This window comes from Pseudomonas hormoni (assembly GCF_018502625.1).
Classification (GTDB): domain Bacteria; phylum Pseudomonadota; class Gammaproteobacteria; order Pseudomonadales; family Pseudomonadaceae; genus Aquipseudomonas; species Aquipseudomonas hormoni.
Genome location: NZ_CP075566.1, coordinates 4,860,035 through 4,884,899, shown reverse-complemented (window position 1 = coordinate 4,884,899; position 24,865 = coordinate 4,860,035). Strand labels below are relative to the sequence as shown.

At 59.5% G+C, this 24,865-nt stretch carries 25 protein-coding genes; 14 read left to right on the top strand and 11 right to left on the bottom strand.

Going from position 1 to position 24,865, the window contains the following annotated elements:
- The first annotated feature begins 26 nt into the window (after window positions 1–26).
- Together tesB and KJF94_RS22730 are read left to right on the top strand one after the other, a co-directional pair.
- Window positions 27–896, top strand: a complete 870-nt coding sequence (gene tesB / locus KJF94_RS22735) for an acyl-CoA thioesterase II (RefSeq protein WP_214378968.1) — start codon at window positions 27–29, stop codon at window positions 894–896.
- Window positions 893–1,486 (top strand): HAD family hydrolase, encoded by a 594-nt coding sequence (locus tag KJF94_RS22730; protein ID WP_214378966.1) that lies wholly within the window; start codon window positions 893–895, stop codon window positions 1,484–1,486. The genes tesB and KJF94_RS22730 overlap by 4 nt, the downstream gene beginning before the upstream one ends.
- Window positions 1,487–1,566: 80 nt before the next feature.
- On the opposite strand, the gene KJF94_RS22725 is transcribed toward KJF94_RS22730, so the two are convergent.
- Both KJF94_RS22725 and ypfJ read right to left on the bottom strand, forming a co-directional pair.
- Window positions 1,567–2,526, bottom strand: coding sequence for an alpha/beta hydrolase (locus tag KJF94_RS22725; RefSeq protein WP_214378964.1), 960 nt, complete (start codon window positions 2,524–2,526; stop codon window positions 1,567–1,569).
- A complete protein-coding gene (gene ypfJ / locus KJF94_RS22720; protein ID WP_214378962.1) occupies window positions 2,527–3,417 on the bottom strand; it encodes a KPN_02809 family neutral zinc metallopeptidase in 891 nt (296 codons plus the stop codon).
- 254 nt (window positions 3,418–3,671) lie between these two features.
- On the opposite strand from ypfJ, the gene KJF94_RS22715 reads away from it, so the two are divergent.
- Both KJF94_RS22715 and KJF94_RS22710 read left to right on the top strand, forming a co-directional pair.
- The gene (locus KJF94_RS22715; RefSeq protein ID WP_214378960.1) at window positions 3,672–4,448 is read left to right on the top strand and encodes an IclR family transcriptional regulator; all 777 of its coding nucleotides are present in this window, start codon (window positions 3,672–3,674) and stop codon (window positions 4,446–4,448) included.
- Between the two features lie 130 nt (window positions 4,449–4,578).
- Window positions 4,579–5,457 carry a DMT family transporter gene (locus KJF94_RS22710; RefSeq protein WP_214378958.1) on the top strand — a complete coding sequence of 293 codons (879 nt, stop codon included), beginning with the start codon at window positions 4,579–4,581 and terminating at the stop codon, window positions 5,455–5,457.
- 124 nt (window positions 5,458–5,581) lie between these two features.
- On the opposite strand, the gene KJF94_RS22705 is transcribed toward KJF94_RS22710, so the two are convergent.
- Window positions 5,582–6,883: an MFS transporter gene (locus KJF94_RS22705; RefSeq protein ID WP_250548191.1), complete on the bottom strand. Its 1,302-nt coding sequence runs from the start codon at window positions 6,881–6,883 to the stop codon at window positions 5,582–5,584.
- A 388-nt stretch (window positions 6,884–7,271) separates the two neighbouring features.
- Between KJF94_RS22705 and quiC the strand changes: the two genes are divergently transcribed.
- Window positions 7,272–9,173: a 3-dehydroshikimate dehydratase QuiC gene (gene quiC, locus KJF94_RS22700; RefSeq protein ID WP_214378954.1), complete on the top strand. Its 1,902-nt coding sequence runs from the start codon at window positions 7,272–7,274 to the stop codon at window positions 9,171–9,173.
- Window positions 9,174–9,275: 102 nt separating this feature from the next.
- Entirely contained in the window at window positions 9,276–9,953 is a 678-nt protein-coding gene (locus tag KJF94_RS22695; RefSeq protein WP_214378952.1) for a TetR/AcrR family transcriptional regulator, read from the top strand.
- Between the two features lie 72 nt (window positions 9,954–10,025).
- On the opposite strand, the gene KJF94_RS22690 is transcribed toward KJF94_RS22695, so the two are convergent.
- The 3 genes from KJF94_RS22690 to KJF94_RS22680 all read right to left on the bottom strand — a co-directional run bounded on the left by KJF94_RS22690 (window position 10,026) and on the right by KJF94_RS22680 (window position 12,377).
- Complete coding sequence (locus KJF94_RS22690; protein ID WP_214378950.1) at window positions 10,026–10,880, bottom strand: shikimate dehydrogenase; 855 nt, start codon at window positions 10,878–10,880, stop codon at window positions 10,026–10,028.
- A 5-nt stretch (window positions 10,881–10,885) separates the two neighbouring features.
- Window positions 10,886–11,326, bottom strand: a complete 441-nt coding sequence (gene aroQ, locus KJF94_RS22685) for a type II 3-dehydroquinate dehydratase (protein ID WP_214378948.1) — start codon at window positions 11,324–11,326, stop codon at window positions 10,886–10,888.
- Window positions 11,327–11,465: 139 nt separating this feature from the next.
- Window positions 11,466–12,377 carry a LysR family transcriptional regulator gene (locus tag KJF94_RS22680; RefSeq protein ID WP_214378946.1) on the bottom strand — a complete coding sequence of 304 codons (912 nt, stop codon included), beginning with the start codon at window positions 12,375–12,377 and terminating at the stop codon, window positions 11,466–11,468.
- Between the two features lie 215 nt (window positions 12,378–12,592).
- On the opposite strand from KJF94_RS22680, the gene KJF94_RS22675 reads away from it, so the two are divergent.
- Both KJF94_RS22675 and KJF94_RS22670 read left to right on the top strand, forming a co-directional pair.
- Window positions 12,593–13,021, top strand: coding sequence for a DUF4160 domain-containing protein (locus KJF94_RS22675; RefSeq protein ID WP_214378945.1), 429 nt, complete (start codon window positions 12,593–12,595; stop codon window positions 13,019–13,021).
- Complete coding sequence (locus tag KJF94_RS22670) at window positions 13,018–13,464, top strand: DUF2442 domain-containing protein (RefSeq protein ID WP_214378944.1); 447 nt, start codon at window positions 13,018–13,020, stop codon at window positions 13,462–13,464. Before KJF94_RS22675 ends, KJF94_RS22670 begins: the two co-directional genes overlap by 4 nt.
- A gap of 55 nt (window positions 13,465–13,519) precedes the next feature.
- On the opposite strand, the gene trmA is transcribed toward KJF94_RS22670, so the two are convergent.
- Together trmA and KJF94_RS22660 are read right to left on the bottom strand one after the other, a co-directional pair.
- The gene (gene trmA, locus KJF94_RS22665) at window positions 13,520–14,599 is read right to left on the bottom strand and encodes a tRNA (uridine(54)-C5)-methyltransferase TrmA (RefSeq protein ID WP_214378942.1); all 1,080 of its coding nucleotides are present in this window, start codon (window positions 14,597–14,599) and stop codon (window positions 13,520–13,522) included.
- Window positions 14,596–15,891, bottom strand: a complete 1,296-nt coding sequence (locus KJF94_RS22660; RefSeq protein ID WP_214378940.1) for an NCS2 family permease — start codon at window positions 15,889–15,891, stop codon at window positions 14,596–14,598. The genes trmA and KJF94_RS22660 overlap by 4 nt, the downstream gene beginning before the upstream one ends.
- Window positions 15,892–16,114: 223 nt before the next feature.
- Here KJF94_RS22660 and KJF94_RS22655 point away from each other — a divergent pair, with 223 nt between their 5' ends.
- Window positions 16,115–16,561, top strand: a complete 447-nt coding sequence (locus tag KJF94_RS22655; RefSeq protein ID WP_214378938.1) for a DUF4879 domain-containing protein — start codon at window positions 16,115–16,117, stop codon at window positions 16,559–16,561.
- 66 nt (window positions 16,562–16,627) lie between these two features.
- Window positions 16,628–17,179, top strand: a complete 552-nt coding sequence (locus KJF94_RS22650) for a DJ-1 family glyoxalase III (RefSeq protein ID WP_214378936.1) — start codon at window positions 16,628–16,630, stop codon at window positions 17,177–17,179.
- A gap of 6 nt (window positions 17,180–17,185) precedes the next feature.
- Here the strand turns inward: KJF94_RS22650 and KJF94_RS22645 are convergent, their stop codons facing one another.
- Complete coding sequence (locus KJF94_RS22645; protein WP_214378935.1) at window positions 17,186–18,424, bottom strand: MFS transporter; 1,239 nt, start codon at window positions 18,422–18,424, stop codon at window positions 17,186–17,188.
- A gap of 535 nt (window positions 18,425–18,959) precedes the next feature.
- Here KJF94_RS22645 and KJF94_RS22640 point away from each other — a divergent pair.
- Genes KJF94_RS22640 through KJF94_RS22630 form a run of 3 tightly spaced genes read left to right on the top strand, consistent with a single transcriptional unit; the run spans window position 18,960 to window position 21,635 of the window.
- On the top strand, window positions 18,960–20,399 hold the full coding sequence (locus KJF94_RS22640) for a cytochrome ubiquinol oxidase subunit I (protein WP_214378933.1): 1,440 nt from the start codon (window positions 18,960–18,962) through the stop codon (window positions 20,397–20,399).
- 3 nt (window positions 20,400–20,402) lie between these two features.
- Window positions 20,403–21,410, top strand: a complete 1,008-nt coding sequence (gene cydB / locus KJF94_RS22635) for a cytochrome d ubiquinol oxidase subunit II (protein ID WP_214378931.1) — start codon at window positions 20,403–20,405, stop codon at window positions 21,408–21,410.
- 57 nt (window positions 21,411–21,467) lie between these two features.
- Complete coding sequence (locus KJF94_RS22630) at window positions 21,468–21,635, top strand: DUF2474 domain-containing protein (RefSeq protein ID WP_064680606.1); 168 nt, start codon at window positions 21,468–21,470, stop codon at window positions 21,633–21,635.
- A 78-nt stretch (window positions 21,636–21,713) separates the two neighbouring features.
- Here KJF94_RS22630 and KJF94_RS22625 read toward each other — a convergent pair whose 3' ends face one another.
- Window positions 21,714–22,838, bottom strand: a complete 1,125-nt coding sequence (locus KJF94_RS22625) for a methyltransferase (RefSeq protein WP_214378928.1) — start codon at window positions 22,836–22,838, stop codon at window positions 21,714–21,716.
- A gap of 161 nt (window positions 22,839–22,999) precedes the next feature.
- Entirely contained in the window at window positions 23,000–23,731 is a 732-nt protein-coding gene (locus KJF94_RS22620; RefSeq protein ID WP_214384941.1) for a helix-turn-helix transcriptional regulator, read from the bottom strand.
- Between the two features lie 354 nt (window positions 23,732–24,085).
- On the opposite strand from KJF94_RS22620, the gene KJF94_RS22615 reads away from it, so the two are divergent.
- Window positions 24,086–24,862, top strand: coding sequence for a ferredoxin--NADP reductase (locus tag KJF94_RS22615; RefSeq protein WP_214378926.1), 777 nt, complete (start codon window positions 24,086–24,088; stop codon window positions 24,860–24,862).
- Window positions 24,863–24,865 lie beyond the last annotated feature (3 nt).

Below are 24,865 nucleotides of genomic sequence, written 5' to 3'. Positions count from 1 at the left end.
CATAGCGTTGTGTGAGGAGAGTCTGAATGAGCCAAGTGTTGGATGATCTGGTCGACTTGCTGACCCTGGAACCGATCGAAGAAAACCTGTTCCGTGGCCGCAGTCAGGACCTGGGTTTTCGTCAGTTGTTCGGCGGTCAGGTGATCGGTCAGTCCCTGTCGGCGGCCAGTCAGACGGTCGAAGCCGCGCGCCATGTGCATTCGATGCACGGTTATTTCCTGCGTCCCGGCGATTCCGCGTTGCCCGTGGTGTATCAGGTGGACCGGGTGCGCGACGGCGGCAGTTTCAGCACGCGCCGGGTGACGGCCATCCAGAAGGGCAATCCGATCTTCACCTGCAGCGCCTCGTTCCAGTACGACGAAAAAGGCTTCGAACACCAGGCCGAGATGCCGGTGGTGGTCGGCCCGGAAAACCTGCCGTCGGAGCTGGAACTGACTCAGCAGCGCGCCCACCTGATTCCCGAGCACATGCGTGAAAAACTGCTGTGCCCGAAACCGATCGAATTCCGACCGGTCACCGAGAAAGATCCCTACAACCCGCAGCCGTCCGATCCGATCAAGTACGTCTGGTTTCGTGCAGACGGTGCCTTGGCCGATACTCCGGCGCTGCACAAATACCTGCTGGCCTACGCCTCGGATTTCGGTCTGCTGACCACGTCGATGCAGCCTCACGGCAAATCGGTCTGGCAGAAAGATATGCAAGTCGCCAGCCTCGATCACGCCCTGTGGTTCCACGCGGACCTGCGTGCCGATGACTGGTTGCTCTACGCAATGGACAGCCCGTGGGCCGGCAATTCCCGTGGGTTCAGCCGTGGCAGCGTGTTCAACCGCGCCGGGCAACTGGTGGCGTCGGTCACCCAGGAAGGCCTGATTCGTCACCGCAAGGATTGGGCATGAGCCTGGCCGAGGTGCGGCACTGGGTGTTCGACATGGACGGCACCTTGACGGTGGCTGTGCATGATTTCGCGGCGATTCGCGTGGCATTGGCGATCCCGGCCGAAGACGACATTCTGACCCACCTCGCCACGCTGCCGGCCGATGAAGCCGCGGCCAAGCATGCGTGGTTGCTGGAGCATGAACGGGATCTGGCGCTGGGTTCGAAACCGGCGCCGGGTGCCGTCGAGTTGGTGCGTGAGTTGGCAGGGCGCGGTTATCGGCTGGGCATTCTCACGCGCAATGCGCGGGAACTGGCGCATGTGACGCTGGAGGCCATCGGCCTGGCGGACTGCTTCGCGGTGGAGGATGTGCTGGGGCGTGACGAAGCACCGCCCAAGCCGCATCCCGGTGGTTTGTTGAAACTGGCCGAGGCCTGGAAGGTGCCGGCGAGCGAGATGGTGATGGTCGGTGATTACCGGTTTGATCTGGATTGCGGTCGGGCGGCGGGCGCGCGGACGGTGTTGGTCAATCTGCCGGATAACCCGTGGCCGGAGTTGACCGATTGGCATGCGGCGGATTGTGGGGTGTTGCGGGAAATGTTGTTGGCTTGAGGGCCCTTTCGCAGGCAAGCCTCGCTCCTACAGGACGCGGGCATCTTTTGTAGGAGCGAGGCTTGCCCGCGAAGGCGTCCTTACTGACCAAACAGCACCTTCTGCCCCTCTGGCGACGTAAACATCCCATCCCCGTTATGCCCAACCCCGGGCACTTCGATCAGTTGCTGATTCAACTCTTTCGGATGGCTGCGCTTTAAAAAATCAAAAAAATTGCGCCCGCGAATCAACCGATAAGCACCCTGGGCTTGCGCTTCACAGCTTTTATCCAGCGCCGGGTGATTCGGGTCGATGTCCTGCTGCCCCAGTAGATAAACGATGTCACGCTGGACGTAGTTTTCCTCCAGCTGCGCGGGCGTTTGTCCTTCGGCATAAGCCGGCAGATCGGTCAGACCATACTTCCAGCGATTGAAGTCCGGGCAACGGGCGTGATTGAAAGCCACCGGCCGTCGCTCATCGAAATACGTGTAGGAAGACGGGTTGGCGATGACATAACGCACGTGCACGCCGGCGGCCTTGAGCTCCGGTTGACCGTGACTCAACAAGGCATAGCGCTGAACCACCTGAGCGCCGCCGGAGTGGCCGGCGATGACGACGTCCTTTACGTCCGGAAACTGTCGACGATCGCCGAGCCGGGCGATGATCTGGTCGAGGGCCGCGTACGAACTCAGCGCAAACGGAGCGATGGATACGCCGCCGGCCATCCAGTCATTGCCCTGCCAGCGCAACACGGTGTCGGCCACTGGATGGAGCGCCACGTCGGTTTCATTGAGAAATTGCGGAGCAATCACCAGCGTGTTTGCGCTTTGCCCGGCTTGCTCCGCCGCGCGTTCGGCGCTCTGGCGGTAAGTTTCAGCATTGCGCAACCGTCCATGGATGATAATCAGCACGCGTTCGATTTTCGCTGGCGCCGGGCTAATGCCCACCGCCATCTCACCTTCTTTCAACAACAGCCGTCCGGGGCTGATTTCCTTGACCCCATGCTCGGCAGCCTGGGTACTTGCACAGGTGAACAACAGAACCAACAGCCACTTATTCATCTATAGGGTTTTCGCCGCAAAGGTATCGCACTGGCCCACCTGGCCCTGCGCAAATCCGGTTTTGAACCAGCGCACCCTTTGCGCCGACGTGCCATGGGTAAACGAGTCCGGCACCACGCGACCCTGACCTTGCTGTTGCAAGCGGTCGTCGCCGATGGCGTTGGCGGCATTCAAGGCCTCTTCGATGTCGCCCGGTTCCAGCCAGTTCAGGCGCTGCTGCGCGTTGTTGGCCCATACACCGGCGAGGCAATCCGCCTGCAGTTCCTGGCGCACCAGCAAACCGCCGTCGCCTTCCATTTGCCGACCTTGCTGGCGGGCGGTCTGAATTTTCGCCGAGACACCGAGCAAGGTCTGAACATGGTGTCCGACTTCGTGAGCGATCACGTAGGCCTGAGCGAAATCACCTGCGGCAGAAAAGCGTTGCGACATCTCCTGGAAGAAAGCCATGTCCAGGTAGACCTTCTGGTCCGCCGGGCAATAGAACGGACCGGTCGCCGAAGTCGCCAGACCGCACGCCGAGTTCACCCGGTTGCTGAACAGCACCAGGGTCGGGTTCTTGTACTGCCGACCGGCCTGCTGAAAAATCTGGCCCCAGGTGTCTTCGGTGTCGCCGAGGATCGAGCGTACGAATTCCGCCCCTTCATCATTGGCCGGCGGTGCCTTGCGGGTTTGCGTCGAGGCCGGTGCCGATTGCTCGGTCATTTGACCGGTCAGCTGCCCGAGGATCTGCAACGGGTCCTGGCCGGTGATCCAGCCGATCCCGACAATCAGGATGATCGCCGTCAGGCTCAGGCCCTTGCCGCCACCAAAGCGCATCCCGCCGCCACCGCCGGCATCATCACCACGGGCATCGACCACGTTGTCGCTGCGTCGGCCTTTTTTCCATAGCATGTGGGAATCCTCTGATTGTCCGTGGGGATGAGTGTTGCTGGTGAGTGGGAGCGGCGCCAGTCCGATCGTCCGGCATTTCGCTTGCTGGCCGGTAGCTTGCAGGCAGTAGGAACATGGATACCCCATCGAATTCCCTCAGGGGACGGGTTTTTATCAAACAGTCGAGTGTCTGCGTCGCTCGAGCCGCGGGTTCCAGATTTCGCATTAACCGGTTCGTCTTCTAGAATCAGGGCAAATCGAATTCGGAACCTCCCATGGCCGGCAGTCAGATCGAACGTGTCTTCAATGTGCTCGAAAGCCTCACCCGTGATCCTCGCGGTCTGCCCATGCAGATGCTCGCGGAGCAACTGGACATCCCTAAAAGCGCCACCCACCGTTTGCTCGCGGAGCTGATTCGGCTGGGTTATGTGCGGCAGAATCCGGAGAATCAGCGGTATCACTTGTCAACCAAACTGGTGGCGATGGGTTTTCGTTACCTGGCGGGAAGCGGCGCCGATATCGTTCAGCCGGTGCTGGATCGTCTGGCCCGGGAAACCGGGGAACTGGTGCGTCTTGGGGTCATCGAAGGTGAGCGGCAGATCTGGATCGCCAAATCCCAGGGCGCCCGTTCGGGGTTGCGTTACGACCCGGACATGGGCCGGGACGCGCCGCTGTTTTATACGGCTTCGGGTCATGCGTGGCTGGCCTGCATGAGCGACGCCGAAGCCTTGTCGCTGGTGGAGCGCCAGGGGGGCGACCGGCCGAAAGACCTGGGACCGAACGCTCCGCGGTCCAACATTGAATTACTGGAGCGGCTGCGGCTGGCGCGGGAGCAGGGCTACGCCTGGGTCGAGGAAAGTTCGGCGGTGGGCACTTCAGCGATTGCGGCAGTGGTACGGCACCCCACCGATGGGCGAGTGATTGGCGTACTGAGCATTGCCGGTCCAAGCGCGCGGATGCCTGGGGCGCGACTTCATGAGTTGGCCCCGCTGTTGCTGAAATTTACCGACGAGTTGTCTGCAGCAAGCCTGGCGTCCGAGTTCTTCAATTAACGGTCATTGCAGTCAAGCAGCACGGCTGAAAATTGTGTTCGCTGTTCGCCCGGTTTTACGCTGTGGCTATGTCAGAATCTGGAACCAGGTTCTAAATTTAGATTGAATTCGCGAGGCACAAGGGCAATCCATGACCGTCAGCACTCCGCTCTCCGGCGTAAACCAACCCTTCAAAGGGATTTTGCTGATCGTCGTCGCGACCTTCCTGTTTTCCAGTCACGATGCCTTGTCGAAGTACCTCTCGGGGTTTTATCCGATCGTGATGGTGGTGTGGGCCCGCTACGTGGTTCACACCTTGTTGATGGCCGGGATTTTTCTGCCGCAGTCAGGGCTGCGCGTCCTACGCACTAAACGGCCGTGGCTGCAGTTGCTGAGGGCGTTGTGCCTGCTGGGCACCAGTCTGTTTTTTACCACCGGCTTGCAGTACATCCCGTTGGCCGAAGCCACGGCGGTCAACTTTCTTGCGCCGGTTCTGGTCACTGCATTGTCTGTGCCGCTGCTGCGTGAGCGCGTCACTCGTGGCCAATGGATCGCGGTGATTTGCGGATTTGTCGGTGTGTTGATCATCGTCCATCCCGGCGGCGATCTGTTTACGCCAGCGGTTCTGCTGCCGCTCTGCTCGGCGCTGTTTTTCTGCTTTTATCAATTACTCACCCGCAAGCTCAGTGAGATCGACAGCCCGACCACCAGTAACTTCTTTGCCGGCCTGTGCAACACCTTGGTGATGAGTGCGCTGGTACCGTTCTTCTGGCAAGTACCAAGCGTTGGGCATGGCTTGATGATGGTGGCGCTGGGGGCCTGCGGGATGACGGCGCATTTGTTTCTGACCCAGGCATTCCGCCACGCAGCCCCCGCGTTGCTGGCGCCGTTCGGCTACTGCCAGATTGTGTTTGCCGGTTTGTTGGGCTGGTTGCTGTTTTCTCACACGCCGACGTTGACCACGGTGATCGGGATCGCGGTGATTTGCTGCAGTGGGTTGGCAGCGGCGTGGCAACAGAGCCGTAAGTAGGAGGGCATAAAAAACTGTGGGAGCGAGCCTGCTCGCGATGGCGATGTATCAGTCAACATCAATGTTGAATGACAGTCCGCCATCGCGAGCAGGCTCGCTCCCACAGGGGTATTGCGTCAGAACTTTACTCGGTAACGGTCGGAATCTTGCGCGGCGCCATGAAGTACATCCAGATCAGTGCGATGAAGTACATCGCCGGAATCATCGTGAACAGCACGGTGTAGTTGTTGTTGGTGACCGTCAGAATATGGCCGACCAACTGGGTCATGAACATCCCGCCGATGGCGGCGCACATGCCGCCGAAACCGAACACCGTACTCATCATGTGTTTAGGCGTGTAGTCCATCACCAGGCTCCAGATGTTCGCGGTCCAGGCTTGATGCGCGCCGATGGCCAGGGAGATGGCAAACACCGCGACCCACAGACTGCTCGAACCGGCCGCCATGATCACGCCGATGATGCAGCAGGCGAACAGGAACATGGACATCAGTCGCGCCTTGATCGGGTTGATCCCGCGACCGATCAGGAACGAGGAAAGGATGCCGCCGCCGACGCTGCCGAAGTCGGCGGTGAGGTAGATGATGATCAGCGGAATACCCATCTGGGTCACGTTGATCCCCAGGTTGTATTGCTGATTGAGGAATGGTGGCAGCCAGTACAGGTAGAACCAGAACACCGGCGCCGTCATCGAGTAGGCGAGGGCGAAGGCCCAGGTGCCGCGCATGCGCAGGATTCGGGTGAACGGTACGCGTGCCTGTTCCGGTTCGACTTCCTTCTGGATGTAGTCCAGCTCCGACTGTTTAACGCTCGGGTGATCTTCCGGGTTGAAATACTTCAAGCCCCAGAACAGCAACCAGATACCACCCAGTGCCGACATGCACAGAAACGCGGCTTGCCAGCCCCACACGTGCAGGATCAGCGGCAGCAGCATCGGCGTGAACATCGCCCCGACGTTGGTGCCGGCGTTGAAGATGCCGGTCGCCACGGCGCGTTCGCCGGCCGGGAACCACAACCGCGTGGTTTTCACGCAGGCCGGGTAGTTGGCGGCTTCGGTCAGCCCGAGGATAAATCGGCAGACCATGAAACCGACCGCCGAAGTAGCCAGGCCATGGGCACCGGTCGCCAGGCTCCAGAGCAGCACCGCGCAGAAGAACACGCGCTTCACGCCGACCCTGTCGATCAACCGGCCTTGCAGCACGAAACCGATGGCGTAGCCCACCTGAAACCAGAAGTTGATGTTGGCGTAGTCCATCGCCGTCCAGCTCATTTCCTTGGCGAGGATGGGCTGCATGACGCCCAGTGCGGCGCGGTCGATGTAGTTCAGGGTGGTGGCGAAAAACACCAGCGCCAGCATGCCCCAACGGGTTTTACCGACGGCCATGGCGCCGCGGATCTTGTCGCCGATGCCGCCAGTGGCAGGAGTCATGGAGGAACGCTCCACGGGAGAGCTTTGGGAAGGAGTCATGTAGGCCACCGATTATTTTTATGTGGTGTTCTGGGTCTTGGGTCACCGAGACCGATGTGTGTGACCGGGCTCAATGTGTGGTCGATGGTGCGCAGTGGACGAAAAATCGTCAATTCGCCAAGGGCCATAGTGTTCGATAATCGCACGCAAAACTAACCGGATAGTACACTTTGAATTGCTGTGCAGGATCTTGCAGCCAATAATTCACGTCAAGAAAAACGTGGTCCCTGTAGGAGCAGAGCTTGCTCGCGAAGGCGATCTTCAGGACGCCATCGCCGGCAAGCCGTGCTCCTACAAAGAAGCGTGCGATGCCTCTAACAAGACAGCCTCCACCACCGGGAGTCGAAATATGCAGCGTTCCATTGCCACCGTGTCCTTGAGCGGTACCCTGCCGGAAAAACTCGAAGCCATTGCCGCCGCCGGTTTCGACGGGGTGGAGATTTTCGAAAACGACCTTCTCTACTACGACGGTAGCCCACGGGAAATCCGGCAGATGTGCGCCGATCTCGGGATCGCCATCACACTGTTTCAGCCGTTCCGGGATTTCGAAGGCTGCCGCCGCGACCGCCTGCCACGCAACCTGGAACGGGCCGAGCGCAAATTCGACCTGATGCAGGAGCTGGGCACCGATCTGGTGCTGGTGTGCAGCAACGCCTCGGCCGACGCCATCGGTGATGAACACATCCTCGTCGACGACTTGCGCCTGCTGGCCGAACACGCCGGTGCGCGCGGCCTGCGAATCGGTTACGAAGCGTTGGCCTGGGGTCGGCATGTGAACACGTATCAACAGGTGTGGAACATCGTTCGACAGGCTGACCACCCGAGCCTCGGTGTGTTGCTGGACAGTTTCCACACGCTGTCGCTCAAGGGCGATCCGAGTGCCATCGCCGAGATTCCCGGCGACAAGATCTTCTTCGTGCAAATGGCCGACGCGCCGATCCTGGCCATGGACGTGCTGGAGTGGAGCCGGCATTTCCGCTGTTTTCCGGGACAGGGCGAATTCGACTTGCCCGGGTTTCTCGCGCCGATCATCAAGAGTGGCTACACCGGGCCGTTGTCGCTGGAAATATTCAACGATGGCTTCCGCGCCGCGCCGCCACGGGCCAACGCCGCCGACGGTTTGCGTTCGTTGCTGTACCTGGAAGAGAAAACCCGCGAACGGCTGGCGCAGGAAACCCAACCAACGGCTTGCGCCGACATTTTGTTCGAGACACCCAAGGCCAGCGAATACAACGGCATCGAGTTTCTCGAATTCGCCGTGGACGAAAGCCTCGGCGCCAAGCTTTCTCATTGGCTGGAGCGGCTGGGTTTCGTCAAGGCCGGCCAGCACCGCTCCAAAAGCGTGAGCCTGATGCGTCAGGGCGATATCAACCTGATCCTCAACTCCGAGCCCTACTCGTTTGGTCACAGTTTTTTCGAGGCACACGGCCCGTCGCTGTGCGCCACCGCCGTGCGGGTCAAGGACAGCGCCAGCGCGCTGGCCCGGGCGGTGGCTTACAAAGGTCAGCCGTATCGCGGACTGGTCGGCCCCAATGAACTGGAACTGGCGGCGGTACGTGCGCCGGATGGCAGCCTGATTTATCTGGTGGACCAGGACGCCGACGTCTATGGCACCGACTTCAACCTGCAACCGGCCGCCGTGGCCAGCGGTGGACTCAAGCGCATCGACCACATGGCCATGGCATTGCCGGCCGACAGCCTCGACAGTTGGGTGCTGTTCTACAAGAGCCTGCTGGATTTCGAAGCCGACGACGAAGTGGTGCTGCCGGACCCCTACGGTCTGGTGAAGAGTCGGGCGCTGCGCAGTCGCGACAGTTCTATCCGCTTGCCGCTGAACATTTCCGAGAACCGCAACACCGCGATCTCACACGCACTGTCGAGTTATCGCGGCTCTGGCGTGCATCACATTGCGTTTGACTGCGACGATATCTTTGCCGAAGTCAGTCGCGCCAAGGAGGCGGGTGTTCCGCTGCTGGATATCCCGCTCAATTATTACGACGACCTGGCCGCGCGGTTCGATTTCGATGATGAATTCCTCAGTGAGCTCGCCTATTACAACGTGCTCTACGACCGTGATGCCCAGGGTGGCGAGCTGTTCCACGTTTATACGGAGCCGTTCGAAGGGAGGTTTTTCTTTGAAATCATCCAGCGCAAGAATGGCTACGCCGGTTACGGTGCGGCCAACGTGGCGGTGCGACTGGCGGCCATGGCCAAATCCCGCAGCGGTGCCATTCGTCAGGCCAAGTTGTAGGAATTTGGTAAACGCGAGGTTAAACCGCTGCCACGCGGCTTCCTTCACTGTGCGGCGCGGCTCATAATCGCCAGCCTGTGCAGTGATGGCCGTGAGCCCGCAATGACAATAACCCCAGAACTCTCCGTAGCGCCCGACGAACCCATGGCCGAGCCTCGCAAGAGTCGCAAGAACAACCCGGAAAAGACCCGCGAGAACATTCTGCAAGAAGCCATTGTCGAGTTCGTCCAGCAGGGGCTTTCCGGTGCTCGCGTCGATGCGATCGCCGAGCGCATTCACACCTCCAAACGCATGATCTATTACTACTTCGGCAGTAAGGAACAACTCTACATCGAGGTGCTGGAGAAACTCTACGGCGATATTCGCAGCACCGAAAACCGCTTGCACCTGGCCGAACTGGCGCCGGTGGAGGCGATTCGGCGGCTGGTGGAGTTCACCTTCGATCACCATGATCGCAATGTCGATTTTGTGCGTATCGTCAGCATCGAGAACATTCACAACGCGGAGTTCGTGAAGCGCTCCGATGCGATCAAGGCCATGAACAACACCATTCTTGATTCACTGGGTGTGATTTTGCGTCGGGGGGCTGAAGAAGGTGTGTTCCGGGCGGGGCTTGATCCGTTGGATGTGCATCTGCTGATCAGCTCGTTCTGCTTCTATCGCGTCTCGAACCGCCACACTTTCGGTGAGATTTTTCAGATCGACTTGCCGGACGAAAGCATCAAGCAGCGTCATCGGGAGATGATTTGCGAGTCGGTGTTGCGATACCTGCAGGCCTGACGCCTTCGCGGGCAAGCCTCGCTCCTACGGTTCACCAAAACCTGTAGGAGCGAGGCTTGCCCGCGAAGCTTTTCAACCATTCATGCTCTGAAAATGCGCCAGCATCCGCTGTGCATCCGGCACCACGCCGCTGAACAATTCAAACGCCTTCACCGCCTGAAACACCGCCATGTTGCCGCCATCCAGTGTCCGGCAACCCAGGGCGCGGGCGTTGCGCAGCAGTTCGGTTTCCAGCGGAAAGTAAACGATCTCTGCCACCCACAACTGTGCCCTAAGCAACTCCACCGGCACCGGCATTCCTGGCAGCTTTTTCATGCCCATGGGCGTGGTGTTGACCAGTCCGTCGGCCTGAGCCAGCGTGCTCTGCAGATCATGACCCGCCACCGCTCGGCCAGCGCCGAAATGCTGATTAAGGTTGTTTGCCAGCGCCTGAGCGCGACTGTTATCCACATCGAAAATGCTCAGCAGGCGTACGCCTTCGCTCAATAACGCGTGGGCCACGGCCGCACCGGCCCCGCCAGCGCCCATTTGTACGACACGCTCGACGGCAACGCCCTGCAAACCACGCCGAAAACCTTCGGCAAAGCCCAGGCAATCGGTGTTGTGGCCGATGCGTTTACCGTCCTTCAACACCACCGTATTCACCGCACCGATGCCGCGGGCTTCCGGTGACAATTCGTCGAGCAAAGGGATGATCGTCTGCTTGCACGGAAAGGTGATATTCAGGCCAGTGAAATTCATCTGCTCGGCCGCCATCAACAAGTCGGGCAAAGCATTGCTGTCGAGTTTGAGCTGGTCGAGGTCAATCAGCCGGTAGAGATAACGCAAACCCTGGGCATCGCCTTCATGCTCATGCAGTGCGGGCGTACGGGACGCCTGAATGCCGGCGCCGATCAGCCCGGCCAGTACAGCGTTGTTCTGAGTCACGGCGTTCACCCCTTCAAGCGCAGGCTGAAATGTTCAAGCGCCAGGCGATACCCGTGGCTGCCGAAACCGGCCATCACCGCGGTGGCGATGGCTGAAACGAAGGAGTGGTGGCGAAAGGGTTCGCGAGCGTGGACGTTCGACAGGTGGACTTCGATCACCGGCAGTTCGCAGGCGACCAGGGCATCGCGAATGGCGACCGAGGTGTGGGTCCAGGCGGCCGGGTTGATGACGATCCCGGCGCAACGGCCACGGGCGGCGTGAATCCAGTCGAGCAATTCGCCTTCATGGTTGGTCTGGCGAAATTCCACCGCCAGGCCGAACTCTTCGGCGGCACGTCCGCACAACGCTGAAATGTCTGCCAGGGTTTCGTGACCGTAAGTCGCCGGCTCACGGGTGCCCAGCAGGTTCAGGTTCGGGCCGTTGAGCACCAGAACGATAGGGGGCATCGGGGTCTCTCCACTTATTATTTTTGGCATGGGCTGAGGTTCAGCCTGTGGAGATAAATTGTACTAGATGGTTAATTTGGTCAATTGAAGTGGCGCTCAGTCGGGCTGTTGTGTGCGGTGATCGGACGGTTTCTTTTTTTTAGCGTGGTAAATGCTCAACCAGAAAATCGATAAACGCCCGTAGCCGAAGCGGTATATGGCGACTTTGCGGATAGAGCAGGGTGAACGGCCGCGAGCGTCCGCCATAAGGCTTGAGGATTTCCACCAGCGAGCCATCGGCCAGTTCATTTTCGACAATAAAACGATAGGTCTGGAAAAGGCCCGCGCCGTGTCTGGCCAGCGTCACGCCGCCCAGAACGTCGTCAGAACAACTGAAATTGCCCTCGGCCTGAATCTCGCGTTGCTCGCCATGATCGTTGAATAACCAGGCAATCCGCCGACCGCTGCTGGGCAAATCGTACTGGATGCATTCGTGCTGTTTGAGGTCGTCCAGGGTTTGCGGAGTGCCCGCCCGCTTCAGGTAATCAGGACTGGCAATCATCACCAGTTCCGCATCCTCAAGCTGGCGGGCGATCAGGCCGGAATCCGGAATCGCCCGCACGCGAATGGCCAGGTCATAGCCTTCGCCGACGAAATCAATATTGCGATTGCTGATGTGCGACTCGACTTTCACCTGCGGAAAGCGCTCCCGAAACGCCGGGAGCAACGGCAGGATCCGGTGATGGGCATACGTTGTGGGAATACTGATGCGCAAGGTGCCGGAAGGCTCCTGCTGCTGGCCCATCACTTCGCGTTGGGCCTCGACCAATTGCGCCAGCGCCTGACGACATTCTTCGTAATAGCGACGCCCGCTATCAGTCAGTTTGACGCTGCGAGTGGTGCGCGCGAACAACCGCACGCCCAGGCGTTCTTCCATGCGCGACACCGAACGGCTCACCGCTGCGGGTGTTACGCCAGCCACGAGTGCCGCGGCGGTAAAGCTGCCTGCTTCGGCGGCGAGGCAAAACAACTCAATGCTGCCGAGCTGAAGATCGTCGAATGTTCGCTGCATGATTGATTACACCGGGGATCAAATGAAGGGGTTGATGCAGTGTTTATCAAATTGGTGAAAGGATTGCTTACCATTTTTGCCCCTGATTGCCACTCCCGGGACGACTGCAAGCGCTAGCCTCAATTTCGGATGACTGAATGCAGGCCAGCACCGGTTATCGGATTGATCAAGGAATGACGAGTCATGAGACTCAATAACCTAACGGATGGGTTAGTATGAAATTGTTCAGCTACAAAGGGCTTTCAATGGTGATCATGCTGCGCGATGAACACTGCCCTCCGCACGCGCATGTGGACGCCGGAGCGTGGAGCGCACGCTTCAAGTTCTGCTTTTGGCACAACGGTGTAGAGCTGTGGGACGTGGTTCCTCATTCGAACCGGCCGCCTGTAGCCGTGCTGGAAGGTTTGCGTCACGCACTCCGACAGCCTGTTCATTTGCGTCGCGCCCGCACGATCTGGTGGGAAAAGCTGCAGACGGTCTGCCTCGATCATCAGATATGGGACTGGCGGACCAGCGAAGTCCTGGTGGTGAAAAGGATTGCGAGTACGACTGACATGATTTGCTCGGCTTGCTATGAGCCCGAGACGAACAAGACCTTGCTGGCGCTGTTTGGCGCTTCGGAGGGCGTGGAGATAAAACTATGAAAACGATAGAGGCAGGAGTACTGGCCGATCGGCCCGTGAGTGAGGCCGTGCTGGATGAAGCCATCCGGCGAGGGCAAGTGCGCCACAAAAGCGGTTTGCAGGCGACGGCCGTGACTTTTTTGGAACCGTGTCTGGCAGTCAGTTTCATTGATGGCAGTGGCGTACTGCTCCCCGTGGAGCACTATCCGGAATTCGATGATTTCGACGTCGAGGATTTCGCCGGCCTGAAAGTCGGCTTTTCCGGAACCGCCCTTTGCCATGAGGGCAAGGATCTGCAGGTTTCCATCGCCGGGATGATTTCTGCGAGCAAGCCGCTGATGGACATGGCCGCCTCGGTCATCGCTTCGCGCAATGGTCGCCAAAGCAGCGCCGCCAAGGCTGAGGCAGCGCGGGCCAATGGTCGCAAGGGTGGGCGTCCGCGTAAGCCGGATGTCCCCGTTTGAGCGCGCACAAAAAAGCCGTCGTTTTGACGGCTGTTTTTGTATCGGACGATTGCAATCAACGCCGGGTCAACAACACCCCGGACTCCATGTGGTGGGTCCACGGGAACTGGTCGAACATCGCGCATTGAGTAATGCGGTGGGTGTCGTGCAGTTGGGCGATGTTGGCCGCCAGGGTTTCCGGGTTGCAGGAAATGTACAGGATATTGTCGAAACGCCGGGTCAGCTCGCAGGTGTCCGGGTCCATGCCGGCGCGAGGTGGGTCGACGAAGACGCTACCGAACTCGTAGCTCTTGAGGTCGATGCCGTGCAGGCGACGGAACGGGCGTACTTCGTTCAGGGCTTCGGTCAGCTCTTCGGCGGACAGACGCACCAGCGTGACGTTATCCACCGCATTTTCGCTGAGGTTGCTCAGCGCCGCGTTGACCGAGGTCTTGCTGATCTCGGTGGCCAGCACTTTACGCACGCGGGTCGCGAGCGGCAGGGTGAAGTTACCGTTGCCGCAATACAGCTCCAGCAAATCGTCCGGGCGGTCGCCGAGGGCGTCGTAAGCCCAGTTGAGCATCTTCTGGTTCACGGTGCCGTTGGGCTGGGTGAACGCGCCTTCCGGCTGGCGGTAGCTGAAGGTGCGGCCGCCGACTTCGAGTTTTTCGACCACGTAATCATGGCCGATCACTTCGCGTTTGCCTTTCGAACGGCCGATCACGCTGACGTTCAGGTCTGCTGCCAGTTTCGTGGCAGCCGCGTGCCAGTGTTCGTCCAGCGGGCGGTGATAGCACAGGGTAATCATCGCATCGCCGGCCAGGGTGGTCAGGAACTCCACCTGAAACAGTTTGTGGCTCAGGGCTGCGCTCGCTTGCCACGCTGCTTTCAGCTTTGGCATCAACTCATTGATGCGCAGGCTGGCAATCGGAAACGCTTCGATCAGGATCGGCGTGCGTTTGTCATCCTGGGAAAACATCGCGTAATGACGCTCGCCGGCTTCACGCCACAGGCGGAATTCGGCACGCAGGCGGAAGTTTTTCAGCGGCGAATCGAACACGGCTGGCTCAGGTGCATCGAACGGGGCCAGCAGGTCACGCAGGCGCGAGACCTTTTCTTCGAGCTGAACGGTGTAAGCCTGGGAATCAAAAGTCATGCGTTGAACCAACCCAACTTGATCACGAACAGAATCGACAGAATCACTAGTGCCGGGTTCAGCTCACGGCCGCGACCGGACAGCAACTTGATTGCGGTCCAGGAAATGAAACCGAAGGCGATGCCGTTGGCGATGGAATAAGTGAACGGCATGGCCAGCGCAGTGATCACGACCGGTGCGGCAACGGTGATGTCGTCCCAGTCTATTTCGGCCAGGCCGGAAGTCATCAGTACCGCGACGAACAGCAGTGCCGGTGCCGTGGCGAACGCCGGAACGCTGGCGGCCAGCGGCGAGAAGAACAGCGCCAGCAGGAACAGAAACGCCACCACAATGGCCGTCAGGCCGGTGCGGCCACCGGCGCTCACGCCGGCTGCGGACTCGATGTAGCTGGTGGTCGTCGACGTACCCAGCAACGAACCGGCCATCGCCGCGGTGCTGTCGGCGATCAGGGCGCGGCCCATTTTCGGCATGTGGCCGTCCTTGCCCATCAGGCCGGCGCGCTTGGCGACGCCAATCAGGGTGCCGGAGTTGTCGAACAGGTCGACGAACAGGAAGGCGAAGATCACGCTGACCAGACCGATGTCCAGTGCACCCTTGATGTCCAGTTGCAGGAAGGTCGGCGCCAGCGATGGCGGCATCGACATCACGCCGCCGAACGGGGTGAAACCCAGGGCAATCGACGCGATCGTCACGACCAGAATCCCGATCAATACGGCACCGCGTACCGCAAGTGCTTCAAGGGCAACGATCAGGGCAAAACCAAGGGTGGCGAGGATCGGCGCCGGTTGTTTCAGGTCACCGAGGCCGACCATGGTCGCCGGATTGCTGACCACGATGCCGGCGTTGTGCAGGGCAATCAGCGCCAGGAACAGGCCGATACCGGCAGCAATCGCCGAACGCAGCGGCAGCGGGATGCTGTTGATGATCCATTCCCTGATGCGGAAGATCGACAGCAGGAAGAAGCACACTGCCGAGATGAACACCGCGCCCAGCGCCACTTGCCAGGTATGGCCCATGTGCAGGACCACGGTGTAGGTGAAGAACGCGTTCAGGCCCATGCCCGGCGCGAGGGCGATCGGATAGTTGGCGATCAGGCCCATGGTCGTGGAGCCGATGGCGGCTGCCAGGCAGGTCGCGACAAACACCGCGCCCTTGTCCATGCCGGTCTCGCCGAGGATGCTCGGGTTGACGAACAGAATGTAGGCCATGGCCAGGAAGGTCGTGACGCCCGCAAGAATCTCGGTCCGCACGTTGGTGTTGTGTGCCTTGAGTTGAAACAGCCTTTCCAGCATGTCTGCTCCCCGTGGCGCGCCCGGCGCCGTGAATGTATTGACCTCAACAGCAAAGCACAGACCGCTGCAGGCGCCTGGTAATTTTCTGTGGGTCGGAAAAAGCCGCGCATCATACCAGCCGCGTGGGGTTGTGGCTGCTTATGGTGGTGATCGTCGTCGATGTTTTGCGTTAAAGCCAAGTGCGCCATACTGCGCGCTGGTTTTTGGGGGACATGGGGATTGCATGAAAAAGCGTCTGGTTACCGTATTTGGAGCATTGATTGCCTTGTTGCTGGGGGCGCAAACCGCTTCGGCTGCCTCGGCAGCGCCGTTGAGCCAGGTCAAGGTGCTCAAGGTCGAGTCGCCGGCTTGTGGTTTTGAAGACATTGGCGAAGGGCAGGAGAAAACCCGCTGCGATCACAGCGGGCCGAACATCAAAATCTACGTGCTGGAAGTCGGCTACGGCCGCAGGGCGCAAGTCGGGCTGGACGGTTTTGAGGTGAACGGCACCCGGACCCCGGTGTGTGCGTTCGATAACGGCAACCTGACCGATTGCACCGTTGGCAGAAAAACTGTCGGCTATCTGTATGTCTTCGATCTGGCCGGCAAGCAGGAAGGCACCTTCACCTTCAGCAACACGTCCATCAACGCGCCGGGCAACACGATGTCGACGCAGCTTTACATCAAGTAACGGCCGGCTCGAACAAGTGTCAGGAAAGCTGACTACGCTTTAAAGATCATCCTGCGGAACGCGCCCATGACCTTTAGAGCTCTGATTACCCTCGCCGAGGGCATCGATGACCTGCAAACAGTGACGCTGATCGATGTGCTGCGCCGCGCCAAGGTTGAAGTGGTGGTGGCCAGCATCGAGGGGCGGCGCATGCTCACCTGTGCCCGCGGCACCCGAGTGACGGCCGATGCGATGCTGGTGGATTTGCTGGCCCAGCCGTTTGATTTGATCGCACTGCCCGGCGGTGCAGTCGGTGCGCAGCATCTGGCGGCCCATCAACCCTTGCAACAATTGATCAAGGATCAGGCGGCGGCAGGTCGTCTGTTCGCCGCCATCGCCGAAGCCCCGGCCGTGGCACTGCAAGCCTTTGGCGTCCTGCGTCAGCGGCGAATGACCTGCCTGCCTTCGGCCAGTCATCAGCTGTCTGGCTGCAACTTTGTCGATCAACCGGTGGTGGTCGATGGCAACTGCGTTACCGCTCAAGGTTCAGGGGGCGCTTTGGAGTTTGCCCTGACGCTGGTGGAACAACTTTGCGGCAAGGCGACTCGGGCGACGGTGGCGGGGGAATTGGTCGTTTAAACGGTGTCAAACCCTGGCTTCTTCCGCCGGCACATGCATGCGATCACGGTTGGCCAGCGACGGGAATAGCTTGATCCACACCCCCGTCACCACCAGCGTGCCGATGCCGCCCATGACCACCGCCGGCACGGTGCCAAACCAGTGGGCGGTGAGGCCGGATTCGAACTCGCCCAACTGATTCGAAGCGCCGATGAACAGGCCGTTCACCGCGCTGACCCGGCCGCGCATTTCATCCGGTGTTTCCAGCTGAACGAAGGACGCGCGGATCACCATGCTGATCATGTCTGCCGCGCCCAACACCACCAGCACGGCCAGTGAGAACCAGAACGAGGTCGAAAGACCGAACGCGATGGTCGCGACGCCAAACACGCCCACAGCGGTAAACATCACTCGACCGACCTTGCGATCCACCGAGAATCGCGCCAGCCAAAGCGACATCAGCAACGCACCGACTGCTGGAGCGGAACGCAGCAGGCCCAGCCCCCACGGCCCGGTCAGCAGAATGTCCTTGGCGAACACCGGCAGCAACGCCGTCGCGCCACCCAGCAGGACGGCAAACAGATCGAGGGAAATCGCGCCGAGAATGTCCGGACGGCTGCGAATGAAACGGATACCTGCCAGCAGCGAATCCAGGGTCGCCTTGCCTTTGTTCAGGGGCGTTTGCCGTGCGGGCAGGTTGAGCATCAACAGGCAGGCGATCACATAAAGGATCACGGTCGGCCCGTAGACCCACACGCTGCCGAAGGCATACAGCAAACCACCGAGGGCCGGGGCGACGATGGTTGCCGATTGTTGCGCCGACTGTGCGGCGGCGACAGCGCGGGGGAACAACGCAGAGGGAACGATGCTCGGCAGCAGCGCCTGGGTGGTCGGCATCTCGAAGGAGCGCGCGGCGCCGAGCAGAAACGCCAGGATGAAGATCATTTCCCGGGTGACGTGGCCGGTGGCGCCGCCAATCGCCAACGTCAGAGCAATCAACGCCTGCAGTGACTGACAGATGGCCGCGACTTTGCGGCGGTCATAGCGATCGGCGACATGCCCGGTGTGCAACATGAACAGCACCCGGGGGGCAAATTCCACCAGGCCGACCAGGCCCAGATCCAGCACGTTGCCGGTCAGCTGATAGAGGTTCCAGCCGATGGCGACAGTGAGCATCTGAAAGCCGCTGGCGGTAAACACCCGAGCCAGCCAGAACGCAATGAAAGGGCGGTGATGACGTAACAGCAAGGGCGCTTGGCTGGGCATCTGAGGCAGATCTTGAGCGAGGGAAGGCCCGAGATTATCACCAACCTGTAACCAGAAGTTGCAGGGTCGGGAAATTTAGTTAGCTAGACACCGATGTAGGCAATACACGGAGCCATTGTGGCGAGGGAGCTTGCTCCCGCTGGGCTGCGGAGCGGCCCTGACATCCGCTACCTCGATTGACAGTCACAACACTTAAGCCGTTTTTACGACTACTGCGTCCGGGCGCGGATCGGCCGGCGGGAGCAAGCTCCCTCGCCACATTGGATTGTTACAGTTCATGACCAAAGCCGTGAGGCAACCTGTCACGCGGCAAAAGACCACACCGTCCATCACCCAAAACCGGACTACTCTTTCAGCCATGCTTGATCCAGATCAAAACCTTTCTGGAATTGATCCGGCGGCCAGATGGCCAGATTCCCTACGTGTGATGTTGGTAAAAGAAGAACGAATTCAAATTCGCCACACTCCATATCCGTGGGGGCAGTGGGTGCAGGCCGCAAGCCTTCAGCCGGTATTACCTGACAGAGGAAGACTTATGTTCGGTTTGGAGGCGCTTGATCTCGCCCGAATTCAGTTCGCGTTCACCATCTCGTTCCACATCCTGTTCCCGGCCATCACCATCGGTCTGGCAAGTTACCTGGCGGTACTCGAAGGCCTGTGGCTGAAAACCCATAACGATACCTACCGCGACCTGTACCACTTCTGGTCGAAGATATTTGCCGTCAACTTCGGCATGGGCGTGGTCTCCGGGCTGGTCATGGCCTATCAGTTCGGCACCAACTGGAGCCGATTCTCGGACTTCGCCGGCTCCGTGACCGGGCCATTGCTGACCTACGAAGTACTGACGGCCTTCTTCCTCGAAGCCGGGTTCCTTGGGGTCATGCTGTTCGGCTGGAACAAGGTCGGGCGCAACCTGCACTTTTTCGCCACGGTCATGGTCGCCATCGGCACGCTGATCTCGACCTTCTGGATTCTCGCCTCCAACAGCTGGATGCAAACCCCGCAGGGTTACGAAATCATCAACGGCCAGGTCATTCCAACCGACTGGCTGGCCGTGATCTTCAACCCGTCGTTCCCGTACCGCTTGATGCACATGGCAACGGCTGCGTTCGTGGCGACGGCGTTCTTCGTCGGTTCTTCGGCGGCCTGGCATCTGCTGCGCGGCAAGGACAACCCGGCGATCCGCACCATGCTCTCGATGGCCATGTGGATGGCCCTGATCGTGGCGCCGATTCAGGCGGTCATCGGTGACTTCCACGGCCTCAACACGTTGAAGCACCAACCGGCGAAAATCGCGGCGATCGAAGGTCACTGGGAAAACCACGGCGATGAACCGACTCCGCTGATCCTCTTTGGCTGGCCGGACATGAAAGCCGAGAAGACTAAATTTGCCGTTGAAATCCCGTACCTGGGCAGCCTGATCCTCACGCACTCGCTCGACAAACAGCTGCCCGCGCTCAAGGAGTTCCCGCCTGAAGACCGGCCGAATTCGACCATCGTTTTCTGGTCGTTCCGGGTCATGGTCGGCCTGGGCATGCTGATGATCTTTACCGGTCTGTGGAGCCTGTGGCTGCGCAAGCGCGACAGGTTGTATACCTCGCGACCGTTCCTGTACCTGGCGTTGTGGATGGGCCCGTCCGGCCTGATCGCGATCCTCGCCGGTTGGTTTACCACTGAAATCGGCCGCCAGCCGTGGGTGGTCTACGGTTTGATGCGCACGGCAGACGCGTCGTCCAATCACAGCTTCATGCAGATGAGCATTACGCTGGTCCTGTTCGTCGTGGTCTATTTCGCGCTGTTCGGGGCCGGCTTGGGGTACATGATGCGTCTGGTGCGCAAAGGGCCGAAGATCGACGAAGGCGCGGAAACGCCCGATGGCGGTCCAGGCAAGAAACGTACGCCGGCCCGTCCGCTGTCCGCAGCCGACGATTCCGCCGATGCCGACCACGACCCCAGCCTGCAAAAGGAGATTTGAATCATGGGTATTGATCTTCCGCTGATCTGGGCCGTGATCATCATCTTCGGCATCATGATGTACGTGGTCATGGACGGTTTCGACCTGGGGATCGGGATTCTCTTTCCGTTCATCCCGGGCAAGACCGACCGTGACGTGATGATGAACACCGTCGCACCGGTGTGGGACGGCAATGAAACCTGGCTGGTACTGGGGGGCGCGGCGTTGTTCGGCGCCTTCCCGCTGGCGTATTCAGTGGTGCTCTCGGCGCTGTACCTGCCGCTGATTTTCATGCTGATCGGGCTGATCTTTCGCGGCGTGGCGTTCGAGTTCCGCTTCAAGGCCAAGGACGACAAGCGTCACCTTTGGGATAAAGCGTTCATCGGTGGCTCGATCGCCGCGACGTTCTTTCAGGGGGTGGCCCTGGGGGCGTTCATTGATGGATTGCCGGTGGTCAACCGTCAGTTCGCCGGTGGTTCACTGGACTGGCTGACGCCCTTTACGATGTTCTGCGGCGTCGCGCTGGTGGTGGCTTATGCGCTGCTCGGTTGCACCTGGCTGATCATGAAAACCGAAGGCAAGTTGCAGGAGCAGATGCATGACCTGGCGCGGCCGCTGGCCTTCGTGGTGTTGGCAGTGATCGGCATCGTCAGCATCTGGACGCCGCTGGCTCACCCCGAGATCGCCGCTCGCTGGTTCACGCTGCCGAATCTGTTCTGGTTCCTGCCGGTGCCGATTCTGGTGCTGGTGACCATGTACGGCCTGATTCGCGCCGTGGCCCGTAATGCGAACTACACGCCGTTCCTGCTGACCCTGGTGCTGATCTTCCTCGGCTACAGCGGACTGGGCATCAGCCTGTGGCCGAACATCGTGCCACCGTCGATCTCGATCTGGGACGCCGCCGCACCGCCGCAGAGTCAGGGTTTCATGCTGGTGGGAACGCTGTTCATCATTCCGTTTATCCTGGGTTACACCTTCTGGAGCTACTACGTGTTCCGCGGCAAGGTTACCCACGAAGATGGCTACCACTAGCGCACACGGCAATGGCGCAGGGCTGAGACCTGCGCCGTTTCAGAGGAGATCACGATGATGGCTGGCAAACATTCCTTGCAGGAAATCGAAGCCGCAGAGAAAAAACCGCTGTGGCAACGACTCGGCTGGCTGGCGATGATCTGGACCGGCAGCGTGGTGGCGCTGTTCATCGTCGCGAGCCTGATGCGCATGTTCATGAATGCAGCAGGCCTGTCGACGCACTGATTCGCAAGATCCCATCCCGATGCCTTGTGGCACGGATTTACAACCCTCCTGCGCTGGAGGGTTTTTTTTTGTCCGCAATTATTTTCGGGCTTTAAGGATCACGAACTTCGGCGTGGCCGCCACTTGTTCAACGCCGCGGAACAACCGCGCCAGCTTGCTGTGATACCCCAGATGACGATTGCCGACGATATACAGCGCGCCGCCCACCACCAGCGCTTCCCGGGCTTGCTGGAACATCCGCCAGGCCAGAAAGTCACCCACCACTTGCTGCTGATGAAACGGCGGGTTGCACAGCACCACGTCCAATGACTGTGGTTCCTGCCCGGCCAAACCGTCACCGGCACGCACAATCACGTCCCGATCACCCAGCGCTGCGCGCCAGTTTTCGGCGGCCGATTGCACAGCCATAAAAGACTCGTCCACCAGCGTGTAGTGCGCTTCGGGATTTTGCAGGGCACTGGCGATGGCCAGCACGCCGTTGCCGCAACCGAGGTCGGCGACCCGCGCCGCGCCAAGGTTCGTCGGCAAGTGCGGCAGAAACGCCCGCGTGCCGATGTCCAGGCCTTCCCGGCAAAACACGTTGGCGTGGTTGAGCAATTCGATGGGCGGCGTGTCGAGTCGATAACGGGTCGGGTAGGGGGACGTCGCGGGAGCCTTGTCTTCAGCCGTAGCGGTCAGCAGTCGAGCCTTCTTCACCGCCAATGATGCCTGCACCGGACCAATGTAGCGTTCCAGCAAATCCCCGGCGGCACGCGGCAGATGCTTGATCATGGCACCGGCAATCACTTGGGCGCCGGGTGCCAGCTGGTTTTGCAGGCGGATCAGTTGCTCCTCCAGCAAGGCCAGAGTTTTCGGTACCCGGATCAGCACCCGATCAAACGGGCCGGTGACTGCTTCGCTGGCAGGTACGCTCGGCACGGCATCAAATGCCTGGCCGTTGCGGATCAGATTCTTTTCCAGCCCCTGGAAGGCCAGGAACGAATCGCCGCTCGTGGTTACCTGAACCTTGCCGGCCAGGCTGGCGGCCAATGCGCCGAAGCTGTCATTGAGCACCAGCACACGGGTGTTCGCGGTCGGTTGCTGTTCGGCCAGATGATTGAGCAGGTATTCGTCGGCGGCATCAAACGCTTGCAGCGGTTCGTTCTGCTGTTCGGGCTGGCGGATCAGGTCGAGGCGGGCTAAGGGTGTTTCGAGCAAAGGCATGGGGCGGGCTCTGGGTAATCAACGGGTTTCCCGCGGCCAGGGGCGTTGTAGCGGGCGAGACCGTCCGAGTGTACTGCGTCGTGAAGATTCACACGTCAACACTCTGGAGGCGTCGCAGATGGTACGTTTTTTTCTTTTGGATTACTCGCAGGTTTTAATGATCAACGGATCGAAGCGCTGTCCAGGTAGCCGGCCTTGATGGCGGCGATGATTGCCGAGATCTTGTTGCAGACCCCGAGTTTCTCGATGCAGCTTTGCGTGTGGAAATGGACGGTACGGGCACTGAGGTTAAGAATCCTGGCGCTTTCCTCTGCTGTCTTGCCCGTTGCTGCGAGTTCCAATACGGCAATTTCGCGTGGTGATAGATGCGGGGGTGCCGGTCTCGCCGGTTTTTTGGGCAACGATTGTGCGACCAACCCATGGAGATGACTGCACATGAGCACTGAAAAGCCAACATTCTCATACACCTCCAATGCGCTGATTGGAGAGTGGCTCCTGGCCAGGCTCAGAATGCTGCACAAGCCACTCTTTTCGTCGTGAAACGATTGTGACCAGCCGTGCTCCAAACCTTGCGCTACAAGGGCCTCCCACAGTGAAGGAGCCTTGGAGAAAAGGTTTTCGCTCCATAGAATGGGCAACATGGAGTGATTGCAATGGGCTACCACCGGGTCTATTGAACGCAGATTCTTTCGTTCATATTCCTGGTTCCAGTCGGGCGGGTAATTGTTGTGCCGGATGGTATTGAACTGGTTGTTTTGCGTTTGATAAGTAGTTGAAAAGGCAAAAAATTTAAACCCGATATTTTTCGCAAATCCAAGTGCAACCCGGTAGGCGTTTTCTATATCCGTCGTTTTCGACAATTGGGTGAGTTGAAACTCCTTCCACCGCTCCATCATGTATCTCCATTTTCCAATCTTCTCTGGGGTGCTAATTGGATCCGAGATCCAGCACGCTACGAGTGTAGGATGAATCCTACATGCAGGGTGAGATTTTTTGGCTTTGCTAGCGCATTAAAACTAAGTATCCAGTTCTAATAAAAAAGCTCGAAGCATTAAAGAATGAATGTCGAGCTAAATACTATGGTCCGGGTTTTCAGTGTTTTAACTGGATGGTTATGAGAAAAAATGTGAAAAACTTAGTGTGAGAATTTGCTGTTTGATGATCCTTATTAAAGGCATTACAAACCGTCGGTGTTTAATTCGCATGTTTTGCGGGACACTGGAGCCACCTGTTCAATGGAGCGCCCCATGACCGCCAGCGCAGAAAAGTTCACACGCCAGACCCTGCTCGACGTCCAGCCATTGACCCCGAACCTGTTCACTCTGCGCACGACTCGGGATCCAGGCTTTCGTTTTCGTGCCGGGCAGTTCGCCCGGCTGGGGGTCACCAAGGCCGATGGCAGCACGGTGTGGCGTGCCTATTCCATGGTCTCCTCACCTTATGACGAGTTCCTCGAGTTCTTTTCCATTGTGGTGCCAGGGGGGGAGTTCACCAGTGAGCTGAGTCGGCTGGGCGTGGGCGATACCCTGCTGGTCGACCGTCAGGCCTTTGGTTACCTGACGCTTGACCGTTTTGCCGACGGACGTGATCTCTGGTTGTTATCCACAGGCACGGGCGTGGCGCCGTTTTTGTCGATCCTGCAGGACTTCGAGGTCTGGGAGAAATTCGAAAGAATCATCCTGGTCTACAGCGCGCGTGAAGCCCGAGAGTTGGCTTATCAGGAGTTGATCTCGGGGTTGGCGCAACGTGACTATCTGGCCGAGTACGCACACAAGCTGCAGTTCATCGCCACCGTCACGCGCGAGGAGCATCCGGGCGCCTTGAATGGCCGGATCACGACGCTGATAGACAACGGGGAACTTGAACGGGTGGCGGGTGTGGCACTGACGGCCGAGCATTCGCGGGTCATGCTCTGCGGCAACCCGCAGATGATCGATGACACGCGCAAACTGCTTAAACAGCGCGGCATGCATTTGAGCCTCAGCCGTCGCCCCGGGCACGTAGCGGTGGAAAACTACTGGTAAAAA

Coding starts and splice junctions, on each gene's coding strand:
- tesB (WP_214378968.1), top strand. CDS start 27: ATGAGCCAAGTGTTGGATGATCTGGTCGACTTGCTGACCCTGGAACCG.
- KJF94_RS22730 (WP_214378966.1), top strand. CDS start 893: ATGAGCCTGGCCGAGGTGCGGCACTGGGTGTTCGACATGGACGGCACC.
- KJF94_RS22725 (WP_214378964.1), bottom strand. CDS start 2,526: ATGAATAAGTGGCTGTTGGTTCTGTTGTTCACCTGTGCAAGTACCCAG.
- ypfJ (WP_214378962.1), bottom strand. CDS start 3,417: ATGCTATGGAAAAAAGGCCGACGCAGCGACAACGTGGTCGATGCCCGT.
- KJF94_RS22715 (WP_214378960.1), top strand. CDS start 3,672: ATGGCCGGCAGTCAGATCGAACGTGTCTTCAATGTGCTCGAAAGCCTC.
- KJF94_RS22710 (WP_214378958.1), top strand. CDS start 4,579: ATGACCGTCAGCACTCCGCTCTCCGGCGTAAACCAACCCTTCAAAGGG.
- KJF94_RS22705 (WP_250548191.1), bottom strand. CDS start 6,883: ATGACTCCTGCCACTGGCGGCATCGGCGACAAGATCCGCGGCGCCATG.
- quiC (WP_214378954.1), top strand. CDS start 7,272: ATGCAGCGTTCCATTGCCACCGTGTCCTTGAGCGGTACCCTGCCGGAA.
- KJF94_RS22695 (WP_214378952.1), top strand. CDS start 9,276: ATGACAATAACCCCAGAACTCTCCGTAGCGCCCGACGAACCCATGGCC.
- aroQ (WP_214378948.1), bottom strand. CDS start 11,326: ATGCCCCCTATCGTTCTGGTGCTCAACGGCCCGAACCTGAACCTGCTG.
- KJF94_RS22680 (WP_214378946.1), bottom strand. CDS start 12,377: ATGCAGCGAACATTCGACGATCTTCAGCTCGGCAGCATTGAGTTGTTT.
- KJF94_RS22675 (WP_214378945.1), top strand. CDS start 12,593: ATGAAATTGTTCAGCTACAAAGGGCTTTCAATGGTGATCATGCTGCGC.
- KJF94_RS22670 (WP_214378944.1), top strand. CDS start 13,018: ATGAAAACGATAGAGGCAGGAGTACTGGCCGATCGGCCCGTGAGTGAG.
- trmA (WP_214378942.1), bottom strand. CDS start 14,599: ATGACTTTTGATTCCCAGGCTTACACCGTTCAGCTCGAAGAAAAGGTC.
- KJF94_RS22660 (WP_214378940.1), bottom strand. CDS start 15,891: ATGCTGGAAAGGCTGTTTCAACTCAAGGCACACAACACCAACGTGCGG.
- KJF94_RS22655 (WP_214378938.1), top strand. CDS start 16,115: ATGAAAAAGCGTCTGGTTACCGTATTTGGAGCATTGATTGCCTTGTTG.
- KJF94_RS22650 (WP_214378936.1), top strand. CDS start 16,628: ATGACCTTTAGAGCTCTGATTACCCTCGCCGAGGGCATCGATGACCTG.
- KJF94_RS22645 (WP_214378935.1), bottom strand. CDS start 18,424: ATGCCCAGCCAAGCGCCCTTGCTGTTACGTCATCACCGCCCTTTCATT.
- KJF94_RS22640 (WP_214378933.1), top strand. CDS start 18,960: ATGTTCGGTTTGGAGGCGCTTGATCTCGCCCGAATTCAGTTCGCGTTC.
- cydB (WP_214378931.1), top strand. CDS start 20,403: ATGGGTATTGATCTTCCGCTGATCTGGGCCGTGATCATCATCTTCGGC.
- KJF94_RS22630 (WP_064680606.1), top strand. CDS start 21,468: ATGGCTGGCAAACATTCCTTGCAGGAAATCGAAGCCGCAGAGAAAAAA.
- KJF94_RS22625 (WP_214378928.1), bottom strand. CDS start 22,838: ATGCCTTTGCTCGAAACACCCTTAGCCCGCCTCGACCTGATCCGCCAG.
- KJF94_RS22620 (WP_214384941.1), bottom strand. CDS start 23,731: ATGGAGCGGTGGAAGGAGTTTCAACTCACCCAATTGTCGAAAACGACG.
- KJF94_RS22615 (WP_214378926.1), top strand. CDS start 24,086: ATGACCGCCAGCGCAGAAAAGTTCACACGCCAGACCCTGCTCGACGTC.